The organism is Streptomyces sp. GLSS-08, from assembly GCF_056387915.1.
The window spans coordinates 82457-108122 of record NZ_JBWJAQ010000009.1 but is presented as its reverse complement, the minus strand read 5'-3'; the positions used below and the strand labels follow the sequence as shown (position 1 = coordinate 108122).

The following is a 25666-nucleotide window of genomic DNA, read 5'->3' as shown; positions in this document are numbered from 1 at the left end:
TGAACCGAGGGTGTGTTTCACGTGAAACCGATCGACCCGCGTCTGATTCGGTACGCCCGCGCCACCCGCCTCTTCCTGGCGGCGGTAGTCGGCCTGGGCGCTGCCGGGGCCGCTCTGGTCATCGCCCAGGCGATGCTCATCGCCGAGATCGTGGTCGGTGCCTTTCAGTACGGTGACTCGGCCGGTGCACTGCGCACCCCGCTGCTGCTGCTGGCGCTCGTCGCGATCGGACGCGCGGTCGTCTCCTGGCTGACGGAACTCGCCGCGCACCGGGCGAGTGCGGCGGTGAAGTCGGAGCTGCGGGGCCGGCTGCTGGAGCGTGCCGCTCAGCTCGGCCCCGGCTGGCTGAGCGGGCAGCGCACCGGCTCGCTGGTCGCCCTGGCCACCCGAGGAGTCGACGCTCTCGACGACTACTTCTCCCGCTATCTGCCGCAGCTCGGGCTCGCGGTGGTCGTGCCGGTGGCGGTGCTCGCCCGGATCGTCACGGAGGACTGGGTGTCCGCGGCGATCATCGTCGCCACCCTGCCGCTGATCCCGCTGTTCATGGTGCTGATCGGCTGGGTCACGCGTTCCCAGATGGACCGTCAGTGGCAGTTGCTCTCGCGGCTGTCCGGCCATTTCCTCGACGTCGTCGCTGGGCTGCCGACGCTCAAGGTGTTCGGGCGCGCCAAGGCGCAGGCCGAGTCGATCCGGCGCATCACCGGGGAGTACCGGCAGGCGACCATGCGGACGCTGCGGATCGCCTTCCTCTCGTCCTTCGCACTGGAACTGCTCGCCACGATCTCCGTCGCCCTGGTCGCGGTGACCATCGGCATGCGGCTGGTGCACGGCGAAATGGATCTGTACACGGGACTGGTCATCCTCGTCCTCGCGCCGGAGGCCTACCTGCCGCTGCGCCAGGTCGGTGCGCAGTACCACGCGGCAGCCGAGGGCGTGGCGGCGGCCGAGGAGATCTTCTCGGTGCTGGAGACCCCGGCACCGGTGTCCGGTCCGCTCGTCGCGCCGGAAGGGCGGATCAGCTTCGAGGACGTGACGGTGCGCTATCCCGGGCGGTCGTCCGAAGCAGTGTCCGAGGTGTCGTTCGCGGTCGAGCGGGGCGAGACGGTGGCCCTCGTCGGACCGAGCGGCGCGGGCAAGTCGACGCTGCTGAACGTGCTCCTGGGGTTCGTGCAGCCGACCGTGGGGCGGGTGCTGGCCGGGGGAGTCGACCTCGCCTCGGCGGATCAAGCCGAGTGGCGCTCGCGGATCGCCTGGGTCCCGCAGCGGCCCCATCTCTTCGCCGGGTCCATCGCCGACAACGTACGGCTGGCCCGTACCGACGCGGACGACGGCGCGGTCCGGCGGGCGCTCGCCGACGCGGGTGCGCTGGAGTTCACCGACGCCCTGCCCGACGGTGTCGACACGCTCCTCGGGGAGGACGGCGCGGGACTCTCCGCCGGTCAGCGCCAGCGGGTCGCCCTGGCCCGGGCGTTCCTCGCCGACCGGCCCGTGCTGCTCCTCGACGAGCCGACGGCCGCCCTGGACGGGGCGACGGAGGCGGAGATCGTGGAGGCGGTGCGGCGGCTCGCGGTGGGACGGACGGTGCTTCTCGTCGTCCACCGGCCCGCGCTGCTGGGCGTGGCCGACCGGGTGGTGCGGCTGGAGCCGTCGCCCCAGGTGGCCGCTCCAGTCTCCCGTCCCGCGTGCACGGACGACCGGGAGGTAGAGGGAACCGGCGACTCGGTGACCGCGCCGACGGCAGGCGGCACGGAATCCGGCCCGACAGCGGAGGACGGAAGCACGTCCGCCGGGCTGAAGAGGCGGGGTGTGCGCGTCCGGCAGGGCCGCGAGGACGCCCTCGCGCGCGTGCGGGCCATGGCGGGGGCACGGCGCGGGCGTCTCGCTCTCGCCCTGCTGCTCGGCAGCCTCGCGCTCGGCAGTGCCGTAGGGCTGATGGCGACCTCCGGGTGGCTCATCTCCAGGGCGTCCCAGCAGCCGCCCGTGCTGTATCTGATGATGGCCGTGACGGCCACCCGAACGTTCGGGATCGGGCGGGCGGTGTTCCGGTACTCGGAGCGGCTGGTGTCACACGAAGCGGTGCTGCGGATGCTGGCCGACACCCGGGTCGCCGTCTACCGGCGGCTCGAACGGCTGGCGCCCGCCGGACTGCGCTCGACCCGGCGTGGTGATCTGCTGTCGCGCCTCGTCGCCGACGTGGACGCCCTCCAGGACTACTGGCTGCGGTGGCTGCTCCCCGCCGGGGCCGCCCTCCTGGTGTCCGCCGCCTCCGTCGGCTTCACCGCGTGGCTGCTGCCCGAGGCCGGCGGCGTCCTCGCCGTCGGGCTGCTCACGGCCGGCGTCGGTGTCCCGCTGCTGACCGGTGCCGTGGCGCGCCGAGCGGAACGCAGACTGGCCCCTGCCCGCGGGGTGCTGGCGACCCGGGTGGCCGACCTGCTCACCGGGACGGCCGAGCTGACGGTCGCGGGTGCCCTCCCGGCGCGTACCGCCGAGGCCCGCCGGGCCGACACCGTCCTCACCCGCATCGCCTCCCGTACCGCCACCGCCACCGCGCTCGGTGACGGCCTCACCGCCCTCGTGTCCGGGCTGACGGTGACGGCCGCAGCCCTCGTCGGCGTCCAGGCCGTCGCCGACGGGCGGCTGGGCGGGGTGACGACGGCCGTCGTCGTCCTCACCCCGCTGGCCGCCTTCGAGGCCGTACTGGGGCTGCCGCTCGCCGTCCAGTACCGGCAGCGGGTGCGCAGGAGCGCCGAGCGCGTGTACGAGGTGCTGGACGCTCCCGAGCCCGTACGGGAACCGGAGCGGCCGCAGCCGGCACCCGCGTCGCCGTTCCCGCTACGGATGCGGGGGCTCGCGGCCCGTCACGCCGGGCAGCCCCGGGACGCGCTCACCGGGCTCGACCTGGACCTGGACCGTGGGCGCAGGGTCGCCGTGGTCGGAACCTCCGGTGCCGGCAAGACGACTCTGGCCCAGGCGCTGCTGCGGTTCCTCGACCCGGCGGCGGGCACGTACACGCTGGGCGGCGTGGACGCCCGCACCATGGACGGGGACGACGTACGGCGGTCCGTCGGGCTGTGCGCGCAGGACGCCCACCTCTTCGACAGTTCTCTGCGCGAGAACCTGCTGCTGGCCCGGAAGGACGCCACCGAGGCCGAACTGCGGGACGCGCTCGCACGGACCCGTCTGCTCGACTGGGCGGACGGCCTGCCCGACGGGCTCGACACGCTGGTTGGCGAGCACGGAGCGCGGTTGTCGGGTGGCCAGCGTCAGCGGCTCGCCCTGGCCAGGGCCCTGCTCGCCGACTTCCCCGTCCTCGTCCTCGACGAGCCCGCCGAACATCTCGACCTCCCGACGGCCGACGCGCTGACCATCGACCTCCTGACCGCGACCGAGGGCCGTACCACCCTGTTGATCACGCACCGGCTGGCCGGGCTCGACGCGGTGGACGAGGTGATCGTGCTCGCCGAAGGACGCGTCGTGCAGCGGGGACCGTACGCCGAACTGGCGGCGGCGGAAGGGCCGCTGCGGGAGATGCGGAAGCGGGAGGCGGATGGCGAGGCCCTCGTCGCGGCGGCAGGACGCTGAGGCGCGACCGGACGGCCCTCCCCGGGGCCGCTCCCGCCCACTCGACACATCTCGACTTTCCCTTGCAAATCGGACTAACTACCCTCTAGGCATGTCAGCAGCCACCGCCTCGCCCGACCCGCTCGGTGAACCGGGCGCGGCGGCCCGGACGCCACGTGGACTCCGAGGTCTCTCCGCGGAGCTGACGGCACGCGTGCCACACCTCCTGAAGGCGATGCGGGCCGTCGGCACGGGCCTCGAGCTGCATTCCACGCTGGACCGGATCTGCGAGACCGCGGCCGCGCTGACGGACGCCCGGTACGCGGCCATCGGGGTCGTCGCCGAGGATGGCGGGGGTCTCGCCGACTTCGTCCATCACGGGGTGGACGCGGAGACCGCCCGGCGCATCGGCCGACTGCCCGACGGGCACCGGGGGCTGCTCGGCGCGCTCATCCACGAGCCGGAGTCCGTACGGCTCGCCGACCTGGCGGACGATCCGCGCTGCTGCGGGTTCCCGGAACACCATCCCCCGATGCGCGGCTTCCTCGGCGTTCCGATCCGCGTGCGGGGAGAGATCTTCGGGAATCTGTACGTGACCGAGAAGCACGGCGGCGGTCCGTTCGGCGAGGACGACGTCCATGTGCTGCGGGTGCTGGCCACGGAGGCGGGCATCGCCGTCGGCAACGCCCGCCTGTACGAGGCCGCCAAGCAGCGCGAGCGCTGGATCGACGGTTCGGTGGCCGTCACCACCGCACTGCTGTCCGGCGGCGACGGGGAGGACCCTCTCCAGGTCGTCGCCGAGCAGGCCCGGCGGCTGTCCGGCGCCGCGGCCGGGATCGTGCTGCTGCCCGCGGACGAGGGAGGCCTGCGAATCGTCGCCGTGGCCTCGGACCATCCGTCGCGGGCCCTCGGCGTCGTCGTCCCGCCGGAGAGCGAGATCGTCGCCGACGTCCTCGGAGGCGAGCCCGTGTTCGTCGAGGACGCGGCCACCGATCCGCGCATGCTCACCGGCCTCGCCCGCGAGTACGGGCCGGCCATGATGTTGCCCCTGCAGAGCGGCGGACGGGTCCTCGGAGCCCTCGTCACACCCCGCGGGCCGGGTGCCCGCCCCTTCACGGAGAGCGAGCGCACGCTGGCCGCACAGTTCGCCTCGCAGGCCGCGCTCGCGCTGATGATGGCGGAGGCGCAGCGCGACCGGGAGCGTCTCGCCGTGTACGAGGACCGTGACCGGATCGCCCGCGACCTGCACGATCTCGTCATCCAGCGGTTGTTCGCCACCGGGATGATGCTGGAGAGCGCACAGCGGCGGTCGGCCGTGCCGGAGGTGCGCCAGGGTGTGGGCAAGGCGGTCGAGGAACTCGACGTCACCATCCAGGAGATCCGCACCGCGGTCTTCGCGCTGCAACGGGGACCGGCCGAGGAGCCCTCCGGGCTGCGGACCCGGGTGCTGCGCGAGATCAACATGGCCGCCGTCCCCCTCGGCTTCAGGCCCGCACACCGCTTCGCCGGCCCCGTCGACACGATGGTCGGCGAGCTCACCGGCAAGAACCTCATCGCCGCCCTGCGCGAGGCGCTCTCCAACGCCTTCCGGCACGCCGGTGCCTGCCGCATCGACGTCACCGTCGACGCGGCGGCCGTCCTGCCGGGCGGGGAGCAGGGCGTGCGGCTCTCGGTCGCCGACGACGGCGTCGGCATTCCCGAGAACGGCCGGCGCAGCGGCCTGCGGAACCTCAAACGGCGCGCCGAGTCGCTGGGCGGGGACAGCTGGTACGGGCCGGGCATCGGCGGGAACGGCGGCGGTACGACGGTGGTGTGGCAGGCGCCGTACTGAACCGCACCGCGCACCGAGCTGTGGAACACGGCTTTGTCGCACACCGGCCCGTCGCGTGTGAAGCCGTGGGACGACGGGTGGGCCGTAGCAGGCCGTCCTGCCGCCTGGGCGCAACACGCCCGAGCAGGCCCCTGTTCGGCCGAGCCGGGTGGTCCTTCCGTGGCGCCGGGTCCCCCATGCGTACGAGGTGAACAGGACCGCGGGCACCGGCACGGGACACGATCGCTGCCATGCGCTCACCCCGTCGTCCGCTGCTCCTCGTGCCGGTCCTGTTGTGCACGCTCGCGGTTCTCGCGGCGCGGCCCCCGGCGGCCGACGGCGGACCCGGCGACGAGGCCGGCGTCAGCGCCCAGGTGGCGCGGCTGTACCAGGACGCCGCCGTGGCGGCACGGCGGTACGAGCAGGGGAGGCGGGAAGCGGACGCCCTGCGAGCCAGGGCGCAGCGGGCTGAGGAGCGGCTCCGGCACGAGCGGCAGGGGGTCGCCGTACTGCACGGGGAACTCGGCCGCATCGCGCGTGCCCAGTACCGCCAGGGCGGCGGGCTGCCGTACACGGTGCAGATGTTGCTCGCGGACAGCCCCGAGGCGCTGATGCGCCGTCACCGGGCCCTGCGCCGGGCGGAACTCAGCGTCGGCAACGCCGTGTCCAGGAGTCGGCGTGCGGAGGCCGGGCTCGCCGCGGACGAGGCGAGGTCGTCCGCGGAGTGGCAGGCGCTGGACAGGTTCACCGGTGAGCTCGCCGAGGTGAAGCGGACCATCACGGCGAAACTGGACGAGGCGCGGGCCACGCTGCAGGGACAGGCCGACGCGTCGGTCGCGGCGGGTTCCTGCCGGGGAGCCGTCCGGCTCGACCAGCCGGAGACCGGCTCCACGGCGTCGTGGCTCGCGCCCCTGGAGACGTACGACCTCTCCGCCGGCTTCGGCAGCGGTGGTGAGCGATGGGCGAACCGGCACACCGGGCAGGACTTCGCGGTGCCCATCGGGACGCCGGTGCGGGCGGTAGCCGCCGGGCGGGTCGAGCGGGTGTCGTGCGGCGGCCCCTTCGGCATCGAGGTCGTGGTCGGGCATCCGGACGGTTACTACACCCAGTACGCGCACCTCGCGGCCGTCACCGTCGACCAGGGAGAGCGGGTGGGGCCCGGCCAGTGGGTCGGACAGTCCGGGACGAGCGGCAACTCGACCGGCCCCCACCTGCACTTCGAGGTGCGGGTCACGCCGGACATGGGCTCGGCGGTCGACCCCGTGGCGTGGCTGGCCGGGCACGGGGTGGAACTGTAGGCGCGGGGACGGCGGCCGGTCTCAGAAGCGATCCGCGAGTATCCGCTCGATCACGACCGCCACCCCGTCCTCGTTGTTGGCGGCCGTGCGCCCGGAGGCCGCGGCGATCGCGGCGGGGTGGGCGTTGCCCATCGCGTACGACTGGCCCGCCCAGGTGAGCATCTCGACGTCGTTCGGCATGTCCCCGAAGGCGACGACCTCCTCGTGGGAGATGCCGCGCTCGGCGCAGCACAACGCGAGCGTGCTGGCCTTGGAGACGCCTGGACCGCTGATCTCGAGCAGGGCGCTCGGGCTGGAGCGGGTGACGTTGGCCCGGTCGCCGACGGCCAGGCGGGCGAGCGTGAGGAAGTCGTCCGGAGCGAGGTCCGGATGGTAGGCGAGCACCTTGAGCACCGGCTGGTCGGCGTCGAGGGCGTCCGCCGCGAGCAGCTTCTCCGCGGGCGCGATGGTCTCCGGGGGCTCCATGTGCAGCGCGGGGTAGGACGGTTCGAGGTGCAGCCCGTAGGTGCGCTCGACGGCGCACGCGGTGCCGGGGGCGGCGGAGCGCAGCAATTGGACGACGTCGAGGGCGGCCCGGGGTTCGAGCTCGCGGACTTTGACGAAACGGTGGGCGCCGGGACCGCCGTGCAGATCGACCACGGCGGCGCCGTTGCCGCAGATCGCCAGGCCGTGACCGTGGACGTGGTCACTGACGACGTCCATCCAGCGCGCCGGGCGGCCGGTGACGAAGAAGACCTCGATGCCCGCTTCCTCGGCGGCGGCGAGGGCGGCGATCGTGCGCTCGGACACCGTCTTGTCGTCGCGGAGCAGGGTGCCGTCGAGATCCGTGGCGATCAGCCGGGGCAAAAAGGTGGAGGCCGGGATCTCGGGCCGTCGAGTCGCTGAGGTCACGTCGTCATTCTCCCGCATATGCGTGCACGCCCGTGCGGGGGCCCGCACAGGTGAGTGGTCACCGTACCCACCGGGGGAGTCACCTTCCGCTGTCGTCCGGCCGGGGAACGGGGCCCGCGCCGTACCTTCGCCCGGACGAACCCTCGTGGTGACGGGCGGTCACCGCAGCTGCGCAGGGGCTTCCAGGGCGATCCGCTCGAATACCTTCTCGTCGGCCGCGAAGTCCGAGCCCGGGATGGGCCAGTGGATCACGAGGTCGGTGAATCCCAGCTCCCCGTGGCGGCCGGCGAAGTCGACGAAGGCGTCCAGGGATTCCAGCGGGCGGCCGCGGTCCGGGGTGAAACCGGTGAGGAGGACCTTGTCCAGCCCGGCCACGTCGCGGCCGTCCGCCGCACAGGCTGCGCCCAGCCTCTCGACCTGTCCGCGAATGGCTTGAACCGACTGTTCGGACGTGCCCGTCTCGAACAGCTTGGGGTCGCCGGTCGTCACCCACGCCTGTCCGTACCGGGCGGCGAGCTTCAGTCCGCGCGGTCCGGTGGCGGCCACCGCGAAGGGCAGCCGGGGGCGCTGCACACAGCCCGGGATGTTCCGTGCCTCGTGCGCCGAGTAGAAGGTCCCGTCGTACGTCACCCCTTCGGTGCCGTCCTCGGTCAGCAGGCGGTCGAGCAGCGGCACGAACTCGCCGAAGCGGTCGGCACGCTCACGCGGTGTCCAGGGCTCCTGGCCGAGCGCGGTGGCGTCGAAGCCGGTGCCGCCCGCGCCGATGCCCAGGGTGATCCGGCCGTTCGAGATGTCGTCGAGGGAGATCAGTTCCTTGGCGAGCGTGACCGGGTGCCGGAAGTTCGGCGAGGTCACGAGTGTGCCGAGACGGAGGCGGTCGGTGACGGCGGCCGCGGCGGTCAGGGTGGGCACGGCGCCGAACCAGGGGCCGTCGCGGAAGGTCCGCCAGGACAGGTGGTCGTACGTGAACGCGGTGTGGAAGCCGAGCTGCTCCGCGCGCTGCCAGGCCGCCCGCCCGCCCTCGTGCCAGCGGAGATACGGAAGGATCACGGTGCTCAGACGCAGACTCATGCATCGAGCGTAAGCGGAGCCGTGCGGTGGCGGAGTCCGCCGGGTGGTCCGCGGGGCCCTTGGTCAGTGCGCTGCGGGAAAACGGAGGTAGGACGGGGGCACCGCGGCCGTGAGCCAGACGCCGTTCGCGCTGACGCGAAAGACGTGACCGTCACGGTGCATGGCCCCGGCATCGACGGAGAGGACGACCGGGCGGCCCCGGCGGGCGCCGACGCGCGTGGCGGTCTCGCGGTCGGCCGACAGATGTACGTCGTGCCGGTTCATCGGCCGGAGCCCCTCGGCGCGGATCGCGTCCAGGCTCGGCGCGACGGTGCCGTGGTAGAGGTACGCGGGCGGGGTCGCCGGGGGCAGTCCGAGGTCGACGTCGACGGAGTGGCCCTGGCTGGCGCGGATCCGGGTGCCCTCGACCGCGAAGCGCCGCTTGTCGTTCGTGGCGACGACGTGGTCGAGCTCGGCGCGGCTGAAGCGGAAGCCGTGCTCGGCGGCCGCGGCGATCAGCGTCTCGATCTCGACCCAGCCGCCCTCCCCGAGCGTGAGCCCGATCCGCTCGGGCTGGTGCCGCAGGTGCTTCGAGAGGTACTTCGACACCTTCACGGTGCGTCTGTCATCCATCTGTTCACTCATGCCGCCAGGGTGCCTGGTGAGACGCTGATCACGCGATCGATTTCGGGGTGGAGGTTTGGTCCACAACCAAGTGCGGTTATCCACAGGTAAATTGACGATTCTGTGGACAACTCACGTGCACATCATGGGTGTTCGCCAACCGTGTTGTTCTGTGCACCGTTTGCGGTCAGTGCGTCCAAAGTCCTTTTCTTCACCTCGCGTTCGGCCGCCGCCGCGATGAAGGCAGCGGCGTGCTCCGCGCCAACCAGCCTTTCGACCGACCGCATTGTGTCGCCCGGCAGGAGCACCTCCCGCGTCTCCACCCGGGGTTCCACGGGCTGACCCGAACCGAGGTGCCGGCGCAGATGACGAGTGGCGAACAGGCGCATGGCCCGCGCCAGTTCGGCGTCCACGGACTGCTGGGCGAGGGGCCGCAGCCGACGGACGAGCGAGGCCGCTTCGGTCGCCTCGGCGTCGGTCGGCGGATGCTCGCCGAGATAGCGCGCGAAGACGTGCTCGGTCGTGAACTCCAGGAAACGGGAGGCGATGTGCTCGACCTGTCCCCTCAACTCCCGCAGATGGCCGGCGATGGCCGAGAGCGGAACGCCGGCTCCGAACAACTCGGCTGCCACGGCCAGCTCCTGGGGGCTCGGCACGAGAAAGGTCTCGTCCTCCCCCGGGAGGCGTTCCAGTACGCCCAGTTCGACCGCTTCCGCGACGGCCACGTCGTCCGGGTGGCCACCGAACCGCTCGGCCAGCTCGGCCCGGGTGATCCGCACCGCCTCCTCGTCCGTCCACGGCCCGTCGACCTCCGCGACGAGTCCGAGTACCCCGCCGAGTCCCCGGCCCGCGTCCCAGGCCTCCAGGAGCTCCTTGATGGAGGCCAGCGTGTAGCCGCGGTCCAGCAGGTCGGCGATCTGCCTGAGCCGCGCCAGGTGCGCGTCCGAGTAGACGTTGGCGCGGCCCCGGCGCTCAGGGCGGGGGAGCAGGCCCCGGTCCTGGTAGGCGCGGATCGTACGGACCGTGGCGCCGCTGTGGTGCGCCAGGTCCTCGATCCGGTACGCGATGCCGGCCGGCTCGCCGTACACGCTCACGCTCCCTGCCCTTCCGTGCGGCCGCCGCTCCGTGCCGCCGCGCCGCTCCGTGCGCCCGACTCCCGTTCGCTGTCGCCACGTCGCACCCGACCCGGCCGCGGCCGCCGTGTGCGGCGCGGCCGGGGCTAGGGCCTGTGGTTTGGATCAGGCCGCCAGACCCCGCGACGCCGGCCTGATCCAAACGACAGGCCCTAGGCGAGGGCCGCCCGCCCGATCACCCCGCCGCCGAACGCGCCGCGGGTGAGCGTGCCAGGTACTCCACGGCCGCCCGCAACGAGCCCTCCTTGGAGGGATGGTACGACCGCCGCAGGTAGCGGGGTATGGCCGCGCCGAGCTCACGCCAGCCCGGCAGCAGCCCCTTGCGCACGGCCTTGTTGTGGGCGGCGAGCGAGTAGCGCAGCCGGGCCGGCCAGGTGCGGATCCTGCCGGATGAGGTAGGCGGCACCCCACGCCCACAGGTAGACCATCACCGGCGCGGTGACCGCCATGCCGGCCACTCTGCGCGCGTACCTCGGCAGGCCCTCCCCGCCGCAGTGCTGGTACAAGTCGAAGGCGACCGCGCGGTGTTCGACCTCCTCCGCGCCGTGCCAGCGCAGCAGGTCGAGCATGACCTCGTCACAACCGGCACGGTCGAGTCCGTCCGCCGCCAGCACCCAGGTGCCGAGGACCGCCGTGAACTGCTCGATCGCCGCGATCACCGACAGGCGGAAGCGCAGCCACTCCGCGGCAGGGATCGGCGCCCCCAGCGGCGGGCGCTCGCCGAGCAGCTTCTCGAAGAGGAAGTCGACGTACCTGGTGTAGGCAGCGGTGTCGAGGCGCTGCGCCGCCAGATGATCCAGCACGTACGCGTGCTGCACGCTGTGTGTCGCCTCCTGGCCCATGAACCCCTTGACGTCCTTGAGCAGTTGCGGGTCGCCGACCAGGGGGAGGGCCTCCTTGAAGACCCGCACGAACCACCGCTCCCCCGCCGGCAGCAGCAGGTGCAGCACATTGATGACGTGCGTCGCGGTCGGCTCGCCGGGTATCCAGTGCAGCGGAGTCCGCTCCCAGTCGAAGGAGACCCGGCGCGGCACGATCGCGTGGTGTCCGTCGCTCACGGAGGCGGTCACGGCGTCGCTCACGGCGTCGCTCACGGCGTCGCCCACGGTGTCGGCTGCGGAGTCGCTCGCGGAGTCGTTCGTGAAGTCGTTCACAGCGGCGGCTCCAGCCGGGCGATCGCGCGCAGCGCCCGCGGGGCGAAACGCGACATGAGGTGGGCGCCGCGCGCCTCGGGAGTGACCGGGACGACCGCCTCGTTGCGCACGACCGCGCGCAGGATCGCGTCGGCCACCTTCTCCGGCGGGTAGTTGCGCAGCCCGTAGAGCCGCGCCGACCGCTTCTGGCGCCGCTTCTCCTCGGCCGCGTCGACCCCGGTGAAGCGCGCGGTCGAGGTGATGTTGGTGTTCACGAAACCGGGGCAGATCGCCGAGACGCCGATGTCCCGGCCCGCGAGCTCCGCCCGCAGGCACTCGCTGAGCATCAGCACCGCCGCCTTGGAGGTGCTGTAGGCGGGCAGGGCCTTCGAGGGCTGGTAGGCGGCCGCCGACGCGGTGTTGACGATGTGACCGCCCTGGCCGCGCTCGGCCATCTGCTTCCCGAAGAGCCGGCAGCCGTGGATCACGCCCCACAGATTGACGTCGAGGACCTTCTTCCAGTCGTCGGCGGTCGTGTCGAGGAAGGCGCCGGAGAGGCCGATACCGGCGTTGTTCACCAGGACGTCCACCACGCCGTACTCGGTGGCGACCTTCTCGGCGAGCTTCTCCATGGCCTGCTCGTCGGAGACGTCGACCGTCTCGGCCCAGGCTTCGGGGGCGCCGATCAGCCGGGCCATCTCCGCCGTGCGCGCCGCGGCCTCGGCGTCCCGGTCGACGGCCACCAGACGGGCGCCGGACTCGGCGAACGCGTAGGCGGTGGCCCTGCCGATGCCACTGCCGGCGCCCGTGACCAGCACGAGCTGTCCGCCGAACCGGTCCGCGTACCTGCCGGTGGCGACGGTGTCGCGCGCGGGCACTCCGTCCTCGTGGGCCTGGACGAACTCCGTGATCCAGGCGGCCAGCTGGTCCGGACGGGTGCGCGGGATCCAGTGCCTGGCCGGGAGCGTACGGCGCACGAGCCGCGGGGCCCACTTCTCCAGCCCGTCGTAGAGCCGCTCGGAGAGGAACGCGTCCCCGAGGGGCGTGATGAGCTGCACGGGCGCGTGTGCGTACGCGTCCTCACGCGGCCTGCTCAGCCGTGCCCGTACGTTGTCCCGGTACAGCCAGGCGCCGTGCGCCGCGTCCACCGGGAGCGACGGGGTCGGATAGCCGTCGGCGGGGACCTTCTCGGCGCGCTGGAGGATCTTCGGCCACCGCTTGCCGAGCGGACCGCGCCAGGCGAGCTCGGGCAGGACGGGCGTGTGCAGCAGATACACGTACCAGGACTTGGCGCCCTGGCCGAGCAGCTGGCCGACCCCACGCGGGGTCGGCCGCCTCGTGCGCTGCTTGATCCAGTGCCCGAAGTGATCGAGCGAGGGTCCGGACATCGAGGTGAAGGACGCGATCCTGCCCTCGGTGCGCGCCACCGTGACGAACTCCCACGACTGCACCGAACCCCAGTCGTGGCCGACCAGGTGCACCGGCCTGCCGGGGCTCACCGCGTCCACGACGGCCAGGAAGTCGTCCGTCAGTTTCTCCAGCGTGAAGCCGCCGCGCAGCGGCTGCGGAGCCGTCGACCCGCCGTGTCCGCGCACGTCGTACAGCACCACGTGGAAACGCTCCGCGAGGCGGGCCGCGACCTTCGACCACACCTCCTTGGAGTCGGGATAGCCGTGCACCAGCACCACCGTGGGCCGGTTCTCGTCACCCAGCTCGGCGACGCACAGCTCGATGCCGCCCGTCCGCACCCGGCGCTCGCGCGCGCCCTCCAGCCCCGTCATCGAAAGCTCCCTGTCCGGCGCGGCCATCACGCGCCCTCCGCCCAGCGCCGCACGTGCGGCAGGTCGTCGTCCAGCCAGAACGCGCTCTGCTCGGGATCCCCGGAGTCGGTGACGACCAGGATCTCCTCGAACTTCGCGCCCGTCCCCCGGAAACCGAGATGCGGCTCGACCGCCCACAGCCCCGGTCGCGGCGGGTGGTCGGAGAAGCGGTACGGCGACCACAGCGGCGACCAGCCGTCGCGGTGGCCGCGCAGCGCGTCGCCCGCCAGTCCCTTCAGGGCCTGTGCCCCGAAACCGAACAGCGTCGGTGACCAGGGCCGTTCCTCGACCCGGTCCACCTTGTGCGCGATCACGCCGAAGGGGTAGGCGCGATGCCGGTTCGCATACCCCTGGCGCACCATGAGCCGGTCCACGTCCTCGTAGATCTCGCGCAGCGGGCGGCGCTCGCGCACCTCGCGCAGGATCAGCTCGCGGTGGGCCTCCAGGTCGGCCATCAGCTTGTCCTGCACGGGATTCAGCCCGAGCGAGCCCGAGTAGCCGATGTCCGCCGTGCAGCCCCTGTACACCGGGGCCATGTCGAGGATGAACGGCATGCCCGCTTCCAGCCGCCGGCCGGTGGGGAAGAACTGGAGCGGGATCCGGAAGTTCACGAATGCCGTGCGGTCGCCGAACCAGGCGAAGGGGAGGTGGAACCAGTCCCGCACCCCCCGCTCGTGCAGCCAGTCGCGCTGCATGCGCGCCGCCTCGCGCTCCGTCACGCCGGGCTTCAACTGCGCCGCGACCGCCTCCGCGCAGTCGTACGCGAGGCGCTGCACCTCTTTGAACCCCCGCAACCGCGCGGAGAGTCCGGCCGACCCTGATGGGGCCACTGCAGAGCTCATGCCACCGTCCGTCCCGTGTCCGGCTGTGCGCTGTGCCCGTAACTTGACACTGATGAATGTGACAATTGTTGGAGGCTGCGTCAATAGGCGGGTGCGTGGCCTGTGGACAAGCGCGCCGGTGTGGACCACCCGGTGCCCCGGGCGGCGGCCGTGTTCGACTTCAGGGGGACCCCTACGGGCCCGTACGACTGGAGGCTGACACCGATCCAGCTCCGTGGTCTGACGACCCGTGTGGCGTGCGCCACTACCGTCGAGGACGTGACTGTGATCGTGACCGAAAGCCTGAGCAAGCGGTTCCCCCGGGTGACCGCGCTTGACCGGCTCTCCGTGGACGTCGGGCCCGGTGTGACCGGACTCGTCGGAGCCAATGGAGCCGGCAAGTCCACACTGATCAAGATCCTGCTGGGTCTGTCCCCCGCCACCGAGGGCCGAGCCGAGGTGCTCGGGCTCGACGTCGTCGCCAAGGGCGCCGAGATCCGCGAGCGCGTCGGGTACATGCCCGAGCACGACTGCCTGCCGCCCGACGTCTCGGCCACCGAGTTCGTCGTGCACATGGCCCGCATGTCCGGCCTCCCACCCACCGCCGCCCGTGAGCGCACCGCGGACACGCTGCGCCACGTCGGCCTCTACGAAGAGCGGTACCGCCCCATCGGGGGCTACTCGACCGGCATGAAGCAGCGCGTGAAGCTCGCCCAGGCCCTCGTCCACGACCCGCAGCTCGTCTTCCTGGACGAGCCGACCAACGGGCTCGACCCGGTCGGCCGGGACGAGATGCTCGGCCTGATCCGCCGCATCCACACGGACTTCGGCATCTCCGTCCTGGTCACCTCGCACCTGCTCGGAGAGCTGGAGCGCACCTGCGACCACGTCGTCGTGATCGACGGCGGCGCGCTCCTGCGGTCCAGCTCGACCACCGACTTCACCCAGATCACGACGACCCTCGCCGTCGAGGTCACCGACACCGACGCGCACCCGGACGGCACCCGCACGCTGCGCGACGCGCTCCACGCGCGCGGGGTGGACACCCACGAGGGCGGCGGGCTGCCCGGCGCCGGACACGTCCTGCTGCTCACCGCCGAGGGCGAGGAGACGTACGACCTGGTGCGCGACGTCGTCGCCGACCTGGGCCTCGGTCTGGTCCGCATGGAGCAGCGCAGGCACCACATCGCGGAGGTCTTCCACGACGAGCAGACGCAGGCGCGCGGCGACGCGCACGGAGCGCGGAAGGAGGCGGTCGGCCATGGCGGTTGAGCAGCCCCTCGCCCAGCAGGGCGAGCAGACCCGGATCCACAACATCGGCTACCGGAACTACGACGGTCCGCGCCTGGGCCGCGCCTACGCCCGCCGCTCGCTGTACTCGCAGTCCCTGCGCGGCGCCTACGGACTCGGCCGCTCGGTCAAGTCCAAGGTCCTGCCGATGCTGCTGTTCGTGGTGATGTGCGTGCCCGCGCTCATCATGGTCGCGGTCGCCGTCGCCACGAAGGCGAAGGACCTGCCGCTCGACTACACGCGCTACGCCATCGTGATGCAGGCCGTCATCGGCCTGTACGTGGCCTCCCAGGCACCGCAGTCCGTCTCACGCGACCTGCGCTTCAAGACCGTGCCGCTCTACTTCTCGCGTCCCATCGAGACCGCCGACTACGTACGCGCCAAGTACGCGGCCCTCGCCTCGGCGTTGTTCGTGCTCACGGCCGCGCCGCTGCTGGTGCTCTACGCGGGCGCCCTGCTGGCCAAGCTCGACTTCGCCGACCAGACGAAGGGATTCGCCCAGGGGCTGGTATCCGTGGTCCTGCTCTCCCTGCTCTTCGCCGGCATCGGTCTGGTCGTCTCGGCGGTGACCCCCCGCCGCGGCTTCGGCATCGCGGCCGTCATCGCCGTCCTGACCATCTCCTACGGCGCCGTCTCCACCCTCCAGGCCATCGCGGACTCGCAGTCCAGCACCTCGGCCGTGCCCTGGATCGGCCTCTTCTCACCCATCACGCTCATCGACGGCGTCCAGACCGCCTTCCTCGGCGCGACCTCCTCCTTCCCCGGCGGAGAAGGACCCTCGTCCGGGCAGGGCGTCGTCTTCCTCGTCGTCGTCCTGGGCCTCATCGCCGGCTGCTACGGCCTGCTGATGCGCCGCTACCGAAAGGTCGGACTGTGACCACGCTGAACATCGACCACGTCTCGCGCTGGTTCGGCAACGTGGTGGCGGTCAACGACATCACGATGACGATCGGCCCCGGCGTCACCGGCCTGCTCGGCCCCAACGGCGCCGGAAAGTCCACCCTCATCAACATGATGGGCGGCTTCCTGGCCCCCTCCACCGGAACCGTCACCCTCGACGGCGAGGAGGTCTGGCGCAACGAGGAGATCTACCGGCACATCGGCATCGTCCCCGAGCGCGAGGCGATGTACGACTTCCTCACCGGCCGCGAGTTCGTCGTCGCCAACGCCGAGTTGCACGGCCTCGGCAAGAAGGCCGCCGAACGGGCCCTCGCCACCGTGGAGATGGAGTACGCGCAGGACCGGAAGATCTCCACCTACTCCAAGGGCATGCGGCAACGGGTGAAGATGGCGTCCGCGCTCGTCCACAACCCCTCCCTGCTGCTGCTCGACGAGCCCTTCAACGGCATGGACCCGCGCCAGCGCATGCAGCTCATGGACCTGCTGCGGCGCATGGGGGACGAGGGCCGCACGGTGCTGTTCTCGTCCCACATCCTCGAAGAGGTCGAGCAGCTCGCCGCGCACATCGAGGTGATCGTCGCCGGACGGCACGCGGCGAGCGGCGACTTCCGGCGCATCCGCCGGCTGATGACCGACCGCCCGCACCGCTACCTCGTGCGGTCGAGCGACGACCGCGCCCTGGCCGCCGCGCTGATCGCCGATCCCTCGACGTCCGGCATCGAGGTGGACCTCGCGGAGGGCGCGCTGCGCGTCCAGGCGGTCGACTTCGGCCGGTTCACCGTGCTGCTGCCCAAGGTGGCCCGTGAGCACGGCATCCGGCTGCTGACGGTCTCGCCGTCCGACGAGTCCCTCGAATCCGTCTTCTCGTATCTCGTCGCGGCGTAGGAGGCCAAGATGTACGACCCCACAGTCGCCCGGCTCACGTACCGGGCCCTGCTCGGCCGCCGCCGGGCCCTCATCCTGGCCGCCCTGCCCGTCCTGCTGCTCGTGATCGCCACGGTGGTACGGGCCCTGACCGGCGCCGACGACCAGGTCGCGGCCGACGTCCTCGGCGGGTTCGCCCTCGCCACGATGGTGCCGATCATCGGCGTGATCGCCGGCACGGGCGCGATCGGGCCCGAGATCGACGACGGTTCCGTGGTCTATCTGCTCGCCAAGCCGGTGAAGCGCCCGACGATCATCTTCACCAAGCTGATCGTCGCCGTCGCGGTCACCATGGTGTTCTCCGCGGTCCCGACCTTCGTCGCGGGCCTGATCCTGAACGGCAACGGCCAGCAGATCGCCGTCGCCTACACCGTGGCCGCGCTGGTCGCCTCGATCGCGTACGCGGCGCTGTTCCTGCTCCTGGGAACGGTGACCCGGCACGCGGTGGTGTTCGGACTGGTCTACGCGCTCGTCTGGGAGGCCCTGTTCGGGACGCTCGTCGCCGGCGCGCGCACCCTCAGCGTCCAGCAGTGGTCGCTCGCGGTGGCCCACAAGGTCACCGGCGGGGACCTCGTCACCTCCGACGTGGGACTGCCCACCGCGACGGTGCTGCTGGTCGGCGTCACGGTGCTGGCCACCTGGTACGCGGGACAGAAGCTGCGGACGCTGAAACTGGCCGGGGAAGAGTGAGAGAGGGGGCTCCACGCACGCGTGGAGCCCCCTTTCTGTCTGGCCCCGGTTTCACGCGGGCCGGGGCTCCCTGGGCGAGGACGCTCCGCCGGCAGCGGGCTCCGGCCGGTCCGTTATTCGGTGGCGCCCCGAGTCCCCTCCCGGGCACAGTGGTCCTGTCCACGCCGCCGGACCGTACCGGCGCCAGGTTCTGGGAGAGGAGCGCGACGATGCCCTTCAGGAGCAGTCCGTCGAGTTCCCCGCAGGGCAGCCCGCGGCGGTCTCCGGAGTAGTCACCTCCGTCGAGTCCGCTCCGCACGTGGACTGCCCGGGGCGGCCGCTTCGAGCGCGCGATCTCCGCGCGGGCCGCCCACCCGGAGGATTGGCCGAGAGGCAAGGCACCGGCTTGCTAAGCCGTGGTCGGGGTCAGCCCCGCGCGCGTTCGATCCGCGCATCCTCCGCACCACGCACGACGCACGACGCACGACGCACCACGCCGACATACGACGCATTACCTGCCACTGCCTGCGCACCCGGAGTTCACAACCGGAGTTCACACACCCGGAGGCGGCCAGGCTCTAGCCCAGCAACCGCTCCAGCACGACCGCGATCCCGTCCTCCTCGTTCGAGGACGTCACCTCGTCGGCCACGGCCTTGAGTTCGGCGTGGGCGTTCTCCATGGCCACGCCGTAGGAGGACCAGGCGAACATGGGGACGTCGTTCGGCATGTCGCCGAAGGCGATCGTGTCCGCGGCCTTCATGCCCAGCCGGCGCGCCGCCAGGGACAGCCCCGTCGCCTTGGACAGGCCGAGCGGGAGGAGCTCCACGATGCCCGCGCCCGCCATGGTGACCCCGACCAGACCGCCGGCGACCCGGGCGGCCACCTCGGCGAGCTCGTCGTCGGAGAGGGTCGGGTGCTGGACGTACACCTTGTTCAGCGGCGCCGACCAGAGGTCCCCGGCGTCCTTGATGGGGAGGTAGGGCAGCGGGCCCTCGTGCACCCGGTAGCCGGGGCCGACCAGCACCTCGCCGTCGAGACCGTCGCGGCTCGCCGCCAGCAGCAGCGGCCCGACCTCGGCCTCGATCTTGGCGAGGGCGAGACCGGCCAGCTGCCGGTCCAGGGTCACCGAGGTGAGCAGCCGGTGCTCCCCGGCGTGGTAGACCTGCGCTCCCTGCCCGCACACCGCGAGCCCGTCGTAATCGAGTTCGTCCAGGATGTGGCGCGTCCAGGGCACCGCCCGTCCGGTCACGACGATGTGCGCCGCGCCCGCCGCGGTGACCGCGGCGAGCGCCTCGCGCGTACGCGCCGAGACGGTGTCATCGGGCCGCAGCAGCGTCCCGTCGAGGTCGGTCGCGACGAGCTTGTACGGGAACGGCCCGGCGGCGGCGCTCACTTGGAGATCGGCTCCAGGACCTCACGGCCGCCCAGGTACGGGCGCAGCACCTCGGGCACCCGCACGGAGCCGTCGGCCAGCTGGTGGTTCTCCAGGATCGCCACGATCGTGCGCGGTACGGCGCACAGCGTGCCGTTCAGCGTGGCCAGGGGCTGGACCTTCTTGCCGTCGCGCATCCGCACGGACAGGCGGCGCGCCTGGAAGCCGTCGCAGTTCGACGCCGAGGTCAGCTCGCGGTACTTGCCCTGGGTCGGGATCCACGCCTCGCAGTCGAACTTGCGCGAGGCCGAGGCACCGAGGTCACCGGACGCGACGTCGATCACCTGGAAGGGCAGTTCGAGGCCGGTCAGCCACTGCTTCTCCCAGTCCAGGAGCCGCTGGTGCTCGCTCTGGGCGTCCTCGGGAGCGACGTACGAGAACATCTCGACCTTGTCGAACTGGTGCACCCGGAAGATGCCCCGGGTGTCCTTGCCGTAGGTGCCGGCCTCGCGGCGGAAGCACGGCGAGAAGCCTGCGTACCGCAGGGGCAGCTTGTCGGCGTCGATGATCTCGTCCATGTGGTACGCGGCGAGCGGGACCTCGGAGGTGCCGACCAGGTAGTAGTCGTCCTTCTCCAGGTGGTACACGTTCTCCGCGGCCTGGCCGAGGAAGCCGGTGCCCTCCATGGCGCGCGGGCGGACCAGCGCCGGAGTCAGCATCGGGACGAAGCCGGCCTCGGTGGCCTGCGCGATCGCCGCGTTGACCAGGGCGAGCTCCAGCAGCGCGCCGACACCAGTCAGGTAGTAGAAGCGCGAGCCGGACACCTTGGCGCCCCGCTCGACGTCGATGGCGCCGAGTGCCTCGCCGAGCTCCAGGTGGTCCTTGGGCTCGAAGCCCTCGGCGCCGAAGTCGCGGATCGTGCCGTGCGTCTCCAGGACGACGAAGTCCTCCTCGCCGCCGACCGGGACGTCGGGGTGCACGAGGTTGCCGAGCTGGAGCAGGAGGCGCTTGGTCTCCTCGTCGGCCTCGTGCTGTTCGGCGTCGGCGGTCTTGACGCCCGCGGCCAGCAGGCCGGCCCGCTGCAGCAGCTCGGCCTTCTCGTCGTCGGAGGCCTTGGGGATCAGCTTGCCGAGCGCCTTCTGCTCGGAACGCAGCTCGTCGAAGCGGACGCCGGACGACCTGCGCCGCTCGTCGGCGGAGAGGAGGGCGTCGACGAGCGCGACGTCCTCTCCACGGGCGCGCTGCGACGCACGCACACGGTCGGGGTCCTCACGGAGCAGGCGAAGGTCAATCACCCCTCAAGGCTACCGGTGTGCCGTGACGGCTCACGACTCCATATTCCCGTCAGCCGGTTATGCGGCGATATGGGCGAAATGCCGCATGAAATATACGAGGCAGTCGCATGATCTCCAGGGCGGCCCTCAAGATCGCCCGGCACCGTCAATGAAGGCGGACGTACTCCCCGAAACAGGGCAGTGGGTTGTGGTGGAGTTGACCGGATTTCCGTGCGGGAACGGGGACTTGAGGCCCGCGTTGTCCACAGGAATCCTGGGCGCGAAAAGTTATCCACAGGCTGTGTGGAAGTTCTGTGGACTTTGGGAACGATCTTTCTCCAGGGCTCGCGCCGGACGCCGAATTCCCTGGTGAAACCGTCTTGGCATCCACTTTCGAGTGGAAATGGTTCGCCCTAAGGGATTGATCAATGGAAACGGATGGACGAAGGGTGACCTGCGGGGCTGTGGACACCCTTGCGGGCTGTAGGCCGATTTGTCGACCCTGTCATGTTTCGTTGTCGACTTGTCCCCAGGTCGAGAGGCCAGCCTGTGGATAACTTCTGTGGACGAAGCAAATCTGCTGGTAGGACCAGGCACAGTCGTCCCCGGGAAGCGGCCGACGGGACCCTAGAAGCGGCCGTCCTGGCAGCGCGCCAGCCAGTCGGACGCCGCGGCGAACTCGCCGTCGGACGTACCGGCCCGGGGGGCGCGGACGTCCTGGGGGTCGACCTCCGCGCGCGGGTACGAGCCGAGGAAGCGCACCTGCGGGCAGACACGCTTGAGGCCCATGAGCGCCTCGCCGACCCGGCTGTCGGAGACATGGCCCTCGGCGTCGATGGCGAAGCAGTAGTTGCCGATGCCCTCGCCGGTGGGGCGGGACTGCAGAAGCATCAGGTTGACGCCGCGCACCGCGAACTCCTGGAGCAGCTCAAGCAGGGCGCCGGGATGGTCGTCGCGCTGCCAGATGACCACCGACGTCTTGTCCGCGCCGGTCGGCGCCGCGGGGCGGGCGGGCCTGCCCACCAGGACGAAGCGCGTCTGCGCGTTCTCCGCGTCGTGGATACCGGTCTCCAGTGCTTCGAGGCCGTACGTGGCCGCGGCGAACTCGCCCGCGAAAGCGGCGTCGTACCGGCCTTCCTGCACGAGGCGCGCGCCGTCCGCGTTCGAGGCGGCGGACTCCCAGAGCACGTCCGGGAGGTGTGCCCTCATCCAGTTGCGCACCTGCGGCTGTGCGGCGGGGTGCGCCGTCACCGTCTTGATCTCCGACAGCTTCGTGCCCGGCCTCACCAGCAGCGCGAAGGTGATCGACAGGAGCACCTCGCGGTAGATCATCAGCGGCGTACCCGCGACCAGTTCGTCGAGGGTCGTGGTGATGCCGCCCTCCACCGAGTTCTCGATCGGTACGAACGCGGCTTCCGCCTCGCCGTTGCGGACCGCGTCGAGGGCGGCCGGGACCGAGACCATCGGGACGAGCTCCCGGGTGGCGGCCTCCGGAAGCGTGCGCAGGGCGACTTCGGTGAAGGTGCCTTCGGGACCGAGATACGCGTAACTGGCTGGCATGACCTCACCCTAATGGGCCCGGCCCGGCCCGGCTCGCGCCTGCGGGAAGGGCCGCCCGGCACCCCGGCTCATGGGGTGGGGTGACCGGCGTCGCGCCGGGGACGGCTCACGCCTCCAGCAGCCGCTGCCCCACGTACTCCCCCTCCGCCGCCCCGCCGGGCACCGCGAACAGCCCGCTCGACTCGTGCCGGACGAACGCCGACAGCGCGTCGCCCCGGTCGAGCTTGCGCTGCACCGGGACGAAGCCGCGCAGGGGGTCGGCCTGCCAGCAGACGAAGAGCAGACCCGCGTCGGGCACCCCGTCCGCGTCGAAGCCGTCGTGGAAGGAGAACGGCCTGCGCAGCATCGCCGCGCCGCCGTTCTGGTCGGGCCGGGTGATCCGGGAGTGCGCGTCGAGGGGGATGACCAGCTTGCCGTCCGCGCCGGTGCGCTCCAGGTCCGGCTCCGTCGTCTCGGTGCCGCCGGTCAGCGGCGCCCCGTCCGACTTGCGGCGCCCGATGACGCCCTCCTGGGCCTTGCCCGACAGCTTCTCCCAGTCGTCGAGGAGCATGCGGATACGGCGTACGACGGCGTACGAGCCGTTCGCCATCCACGCCGGTTCGCCGGCGGCGGGCACGAAGACACGCCGGTCGAAGTCGGACTCGGACGGCTTCGGATTGCGGGTGCCGTCGATCTGACCCATCAGGTTGCGCGCGGTCAGCCCCTCCTGGGCGGTGGCGCCCGGGGTGCGGTTGAAGCCGTTCATCTGCCAGCGCACGCGGGCCGCACCGCCCGCGTCCTTCTGAAGCGCGCGCAGGGCGTGGAAGGCGACCAGGGCGTCGTTCGCGCCGACCTGCATCCACAGGTCGCCGTTGCTGCGCGCCTTGTCGAGCCGGTCGGAGGAGAAGTCGGGCAGCGGGTCGAGCGCGACCGGGCGCTGCTTCTCCAGGTCCGTCCGCGCGAAGAAGCTGTGCCCGAAACCGAAGGTGACCGTCAGGGACGAGGGGCCGGAGTCACGGGCGACATCCGTGTCGTCGTGCGCGGCGGCCTCGCCCGCCATCAGTCGGCGTGCCGTCCGCGACCAGCGGCGCAGCAGCGCGGCGGCCTCCCTGCGGCCCGCTCCGGCGGCCAGGTCGAAGGCGACGAGGTGTCCGCGCGCCTGGAGGGGCGTGGTGATGCCGGGCTGATGTTTCCCGTGAAACATCACCACGCCCGCGCCGAGCGAGGTCAGGGGCGTGGCCCTGGCGTCCGTGGACGCCGCCGCGTACCCGGCGGCGCCGCCGGCCGCACCGAGCGTGAGACCGGTGGCACCGGCCGTACCGAGCAGCCGGCGCCGCGAGAGGGACCCCTGGCGGGAGCCGTGCGCCGTGCCCTCCTCGCGGGAAGGTGCCTCGGGATGGGACTGGTCAGCCATGATGGTTCAGCCGATCTTCGCGTTCTTCTTGACGGTCGTCTGGTCGATGTCGGAGGTCCGGACGGACACCGCGATCTCCCAGTCTCCCGCCATGGGGATCTGCACTCCGGTCGCCGTCCAGTGTCCGGTGGCGATCCGGTCGGGGACCACGGGCAGCGGGCCGACGTCCTTCGCGCCGAGCGTGAAGGCGACCTTCACCTCGGGCACGTCGAAGGCCTTGCCGTTCGGGCGCTCCACGAACAGGTGCATGTCGTTGCCGCCGACGCGGGCCGGGTCGAGGGTCAGCCGCACGCTGCCCCTGCCGTCCTCGCCGCCGGTGTCGAACGGAATCGTCACGGTCAGCGGCCCGGAGCGCTGCGCACTGTACGCGGTGGCCGCCCTGGCCCCCTCCTCCGTACGGCCCGGTTCGGTGGAGGTCAGCACGGTGGTGACGGCGAGCAGTACCACGGCGACACCGGCCTCGGCGAGGACCGAGCGGCGCAGCCCCGAGCGGTGCGGGTCGGCGTCGCGGATGCGCTTCTCGCGCACGGCGGCCACGGCGGCGCGCTGGCGGGCCAGCTGGGCGGCGCGCACGGAGTCCGCGGCGCCGGCGCGGGTGCCGGCTGCGGCTGCGGCTGCGGCGGGAAGTGTGACGGGCTCCGTCTCGGCCGGGGGTTCCGCCTCCGCCGCGAGTACCGGGGACGCCTCCGGCAGCCGAGCCGTCCAGCGCCGGGAGAGGAACGCGATGCCGACGAGAACGGCCACCAGGCCGATCTTGACGAGCAGCAGTTGCCCGTACCCCGTGCCGGTGAGCGCCGACCAGGAACCGACCTGGCGCCACGACTGGTAGAGCCCGGTCGCGGTCAGCACGACGACACTGCCGAACGCGACGCGCGAGAACCGGCGGACGGCCGGCGCGTCGATCGGGGTGCTGGAGGGCGCCCGGTGGAGCGCCACGAGCAGCGTCGCCAGGCCGCCCAGCCAGGTGGCGGCGGCGAGCAGGTGCAGGACGTCGACGGGCATCGCGATGCCCGGCTGGACGCCGGTCGAGGCGTGCTCGGCCATCGCCCAGGACGCGGCCAGGCCCGCCGCGACGACACCGCCGCCGATCCCGAGCCCGAAGGTCAGGTCCCGCTTCTCGGCGGCGGCAGCGGCGGCGTCGGCTTCCGCGTCGGCTTCCGCGTCGGCCCGGTCCGCCTCGTCGGCTCCCTGGCCGCCCGCGGACTCCTCGCCCGTCGGGCCGCCGGTCTCCGGGCTCCCGGCGCTCCCCGCGTCGGCCTCGCCGCCGGTCTCCCGGGCTCCTTCGGTCACCGCGTCGGCCTCGCCGGTCTCCGCTGCCGCGTCGCGTGTCACGTACGTCCCGAAGAGCACCGCGAGGAACAGGGCCGCCGCCGCCAGCAGCAGCAGGCGTGAGACGAGCGCCGCACCCGTCTTGGTCTGGAGCACCTGCCCGAGCAGGTTCAGGTCGAAGATGTCGGCGACTTTCCCGGAGCCGGTGTACGAGCCGCGCAGCAGCAGGAGCCCGAGGGTGGCCGCGGTGAGCGCTAGCCACCCGCCGACCACGAGCCGCTGCACCGGCCGCACGCCCGCGCCCCGCTGCCAGCAGGCCAGCACGAAGGCGGCCCCGCCGGCCAGCAGGATGAAGCCCGCGTACGAGACATAGCGTGCGAGTCCGTAGAGCCCGCCGACCACCCCGCCGCCCGCCGACCGGTCGGAGACGGTGACGGAGGTCTGCGAGGGCGCGCCGATGGAGAAGGTGAAGGCACCCGAGACGGGATGGCTGTCCGCCGACACCACCTGGTAGGTGACGGTGAACGTGCCGTCGGGCAAACCCGAGTGCAGCTTGACGGCGTACATGGCACTGCCCAGGTCGACGGGGTCGCCGGTGTCGACGCGCTTGCCCTCGGGGTCGAGGACGCGCACCGAGCCGCCGGACATGGCGACCTTCTCGGAGAAGGTGAGCGTGACCTGGGTGGGTGCCTGCTCGACCACCGCCCCCTGCCTCGGGTCGCTGCCGGTCAGCGCGGCGTGCGCGGAGACCGGCCCGGCGCCCGCCAGCAGCGCGCCGCCGACGGCGAGGAGCAGCAGCAACAGCGTCCGCAGCCGCCCGGCCGCGTGGCGGCCGGCACGGGGAGCGATGGCCTGCGTCAAGGTGGATCCCTC

The 25666-nt window shown here is 72.1% G+C and carries 18 protein-coding genes, 1 tRNA gene and 1 pseudogene; 8 read left to right on the top strand and 12 right to left on the bottom strand.

Features of this window, described 5'->3' with window-relative positions; translation table 11 throughout:
• The first annotated feature begins 21 nt into the window (after positions 1–21).
• The 3 genes from cydD to AC0ZLC_RS17965 all read left to right on the top strand — a co-directional run bounded on the left by cydD (position 22) and on the right by AC0ZLC_RS17965 (position 6669).
• On the top strand, positions 22–3582 hold the full coding sequence (gene cydD, locus AC0ZLC_RS17975) for a thiol reductant ABC exporter subunit CydD (RefSeq protein WP_476752974.1): 3561 nt from the start codon (positions 22–24) through the stop codon (positions 3580–3582).
• 91 nt (positions 3583–3673) lie between these two features.
• On the top strand, positions 3674–5392 hold the full coding sequence (locus AC0ZLC_RS17970; protein WP_476752973.1) for a sensor histidine kinase: 1719 nt from the start codon (positions 3674–3676) through the stop codon (positions 5390–5392).
• Positions 5393–5622: 230 nt separating this feature from the next.
• The gene (locus AC0ZLC_RS17965) at positions 5623–6669 is read left to right on the top strand and encodes a M23 family metallopeptidase (protein ID WP_476752972.1); all 1047 of its coding nucleotides are present in this window, start codon (positions 5623–5625) and stop codon (positions 6667–6669) included.
• Between the two features lie 21 nt (positions 6670–6690).
• On the opposite strand, the gene AC0ZLC_RS17960 is transcribed toward AC0ZLC_RS17965, so the two are convergent.
• From AC0ZLC_RS17960 to AC0ZLC_RS17930, 7 genes and pseudogenes are all read right to left on the bottom strand, one after another.
• Positions 6691–7578 (bottom strand): Cof-type HAD-IIB family hydrolase, encoded by an 888-nt coding sequence (locus AC0ZLC_RS17960; protein WP_476752971.1) that lies wholly within the window; start codon positions 7576–7578, stop codon positions 6691–6693.
• Between the two features lie 141 nt (positions 7579–7719).
• Positions 7720–8631 (bottom strand): LLM class flavin-dependent oxidoreductase, encoded by a 912-nt coding sequence (locus AC0ZLC_RS17955; RefSeq protein WP_476752970.1) that lies wholly within the window; start codon positions 8629–8631, stop codon positions 7720–7722.
• 63 nt (positions 8632–8694) lie between these two features.
• On the bottom strand, positions 8695–9243 hold the full coding sequence (locus tag AC0ZLC_RS17950; protein WP_476753136.1) for an RNA 2'-phosphotransferase: 549 nt from the start codon (positions 9241–9243) through the stop codon (positions 8695–8697).
• A gap of 134 nt (positions 9244–9377) precedes the next feature.
• Entirely contained in the window at positions 9378–10322 is a 945-nt protein-coding gene (locus AC0ZLC_RS17945) for a MerR family transcriptional regulator (RefSeq protein ID WP_476752969.1), read from the bottom strand.
• A 197-nt stretch (positions 10323–10519) separates the two neighbouring features.
• Positions 10520–11437: pseudogene (locus AC0ZLC_RS17940) on the bottom strand (metal-dependent hydrolase).
• An 80-nt stretch (positions 11438–11517) separates the two neighbouring features.
• The gene (locus tag AC0ZLC_RS17935) at positions 11518–13281 is read right to left on the bottom strand and encodes an SDR family oxidoreductase (RefSeq protein ID WP_476752968.1); all 1764 of its coding nucleotides are present in this window, start codon (positions 13279–13281) and stop codon (positions 11518–11520) included.
• Between the two features lie 26 nt (positions 13282–13307).
• A complete protein-coding gene (locus AC0ZLC_RS17930) occupies positions 13308–14162 on the bottom strand; it encodes a M24 family metallopeptidase (RefSeq protein WP_476752967.1) in 855 nt (284 codons plus the stop codon).
• Between the two features lie 264 nt (positions 14163–14426).
• Between AC0ZLC_RS17930 and AC0ZLC_RS17925 the strand changes: the two genes are divergently transcribed.
• The 5 genes from AC0ZLC_RS17925 (at position 14427) to AC0ZLC_RS17905 (ending at position 18385) form a co-directional block, all read left to right on the top strand.
• The gene (locus AC0ZLC_RS17925; RefSeq protein ID WP_476753135.1) at positions 14427–15413 is read left to right on the top strand and encodes an ABC transporter ATP-binding protein; all 987 of its coding nucleotides are present in this window, start codon (positions 14427–14429) and stop codon (positions 15411–15413) included.
• A complete protein-coding gene (locus tag AC0ZLC_RS17920) occupies positions 15403–16308 on the top strand; it encodes an ABC transporter permease subunit (RefSeq protein ID WP_476752966.1) in 906 nt (301 codons plus the stop codon). The genes AC0ZLC_RS17925 and AC0ZLC_RS17920 overlap by 11 nt, the downstream gene beginning before the upstream one ends.
• Positions 16305–17216: an ABC transporter ATP-binding protein gene (locus AC0ZLC_RS17915; protein WP_476752965.1), complete on the top strand. Its 912-nt coding sequence runs from the start codon at positions 16305–16307 to the stop codon at positions 17214–17216. Before AC0ZLC_RS17920 ends, AC0ZLC_RS17915 begins: the two co-directional genes overlap by 4 nt.
• Before the next feature lie 9 nt (positions 17217–17225).
• Complete coding sequence (locus tag AC0ZLC_RS17910) at positions 17226–17945, top strand: ABC transporter permease (RefSeq protein ID WP_358852292.1); 720 nt, start codon at positions 17226–17228, stop codon at positions 17943–17945.
• A 355-nt stretch (positions 17946–18300) separates the two neighbouring features.
• Positions 18301–18385: transfer RNA gene (locus tag AC0ZLC_RS17905), tRNA-Ser, on the top strand.
• A gap of 117 nt (positions 18386–18502) precedes the next feature.
• Here the strand turns inward: AC0ZLC_RS17905 and AC0ZLC_RS17900 are convergent.
• From AC0ZLC_RS17900 to AC0ZLC_RS17880, 5 genes are all read right to left on the bottom strand, one after another.
• The gene (locus AC0ZLC_RS17900) at positions 18503–19318 is read right to left on the bottom strand and encodes an HAD family hydrolase (RefSeq protein WP_476752964.1); all 816 of its coding nucleotides are present in this window, start codon (positions 19316–19318) and stop codon (positions 18503–18505) included.
• Positions 19315–20592: a serine--tRNA ligase gene (serS, locus tag AC0ZLC_RS17895; RefSeq protein ID WP_476752963.1), complete on the bottom strand. Its 1278-nt coding sequence runs from the start codon at positions 20590–20592 to the stop codon at positions 19315–19317. The genes AC0ZLC_RS17900 and serS overlap by 4 nt, the downstream gene beginning before the upstream one ends.
• A 606-nt stretch (positions 20593–21198) precedes the next feature.
• A complete protein-coding gene (gene pheA, locus AC0ZLC_RS17890; RefSeq protein ID WP_476752962.1) occupies positions 21199–22131 on the bottom strand; it encodes a prephenate dehydratase in 933 nt (310 codons plus the stop codon).
• Positions 22132–22237: 106 nt separating this feature from the next.
• On the bottom strand, positions 22238–23524 hold the full coding sequence (gene efeB, locus AC0ZLC_RS17885; protein ID WP_476752961.1) for an iron uptake transporter deferrochelatase/peroxidase subunit: 1287 nt from the start codon (positions 23522–23524) through the stop codon (positions 22238–22240).
• Positions 23525–23530: 6 nt separating this feature from the next.
• Positions 23531–25654, bottom strand: a complete 2124-nt coding sequence (locus AC0ZLC_RS17880) for a copper resistance CopC/CopD family protein (RefSeq protein WP_476752960.1) — start codon at positions 25652–25654, stop codon at positions 23531–23533.
• Between the last annotated feature and the right edge of the window lie 12 nt (positions 25655–25666).

Excerpts from the sequence above, each read along its gene's own strand:
- efeB (WP_476752961.1), bottom strand. The coding sequence starts at position 23,524 with ATGGCTGACCAGTCCCATCCCGAGGCACCTTCCCGCGAGGAGGGCACG.
- AC0ZLC_RS17935 (WP_476752968.1), bottom strand. The coding sequence starts at position 13,281 with ATGACGGGGCTGGAGGGCGCGCGCGAGCGCCGGGTGCGGACGGGCGGC.
- AC0ZLC_RS17960 (WP_476752971.1), bottom strand. The coding sequence starts at position 7,578 with ATGCGGGAGAATGACGACGTGACCTCAGCGACTCGACGGCCCGAGATC.
- AC0ZLC_RS17920 (WP_476752966.1), top strand. The coding sequence starts at position 15,403 with ATGGCGGTTGAGCAGCCCCTCGCCCAGCAGGGCGAGCAGACCCGGATC.
- pheA (WP_476752962.1), bottom strand. The coding sequence starts at position 22,131 with ATGCCAGCCAGTTACGCGTATCTCGGTCCCGAAGGCACCTTCACCGAA.
- AC0ZLC_RS17950 (WP_476753136.1), bottom strand. The coding sequence starts at position 9,243 with ATGGATGACAGACGCACCGTGAAGGTGTCGAAGTACCTCTCGAAGCAC.
- AC0ZLC_RS17910 (WP_358852292.1), top strand. The coding sequence starts at position 17,226 with ATGTACGACCCCACAGTCGCCCGGCTCACGTACCGGGCCCTGCTCGGC.
- AC0ZLC_RS17930 (WP_476752967.1), bottom strand. The coding sequence starts at position 14,162 with ATGAGCTCTGCAGTGGCCCCATCAGGGTCGGCCGGACTCTCCGCGCGG.
- AC0ZLC_RS17965 (WP_476752972.1), top strand. The coding sequence starts at position 5,623 with ATGCGCTCACCCCGTCGTCCGCTGCTCCTCGTGCCGGTCCTGTTGTGC.
- AC0ZLC_RS17970 (WP_476752973.1), top strand. The coding sequence starts at position 3,674 with ATGTCAGCAGCCACCGCCTCGCCCGACCCGCTCGGTGAACCGGGCGCG.
- AC0ZLC_RS17955 (WP_476752970.1), bottom strand. The coding sequence starts at position 8,631 with ATGAGTCTGCGTCTGAGCACCGTGATCCTTCCGTATCTCCGCTGGCAC.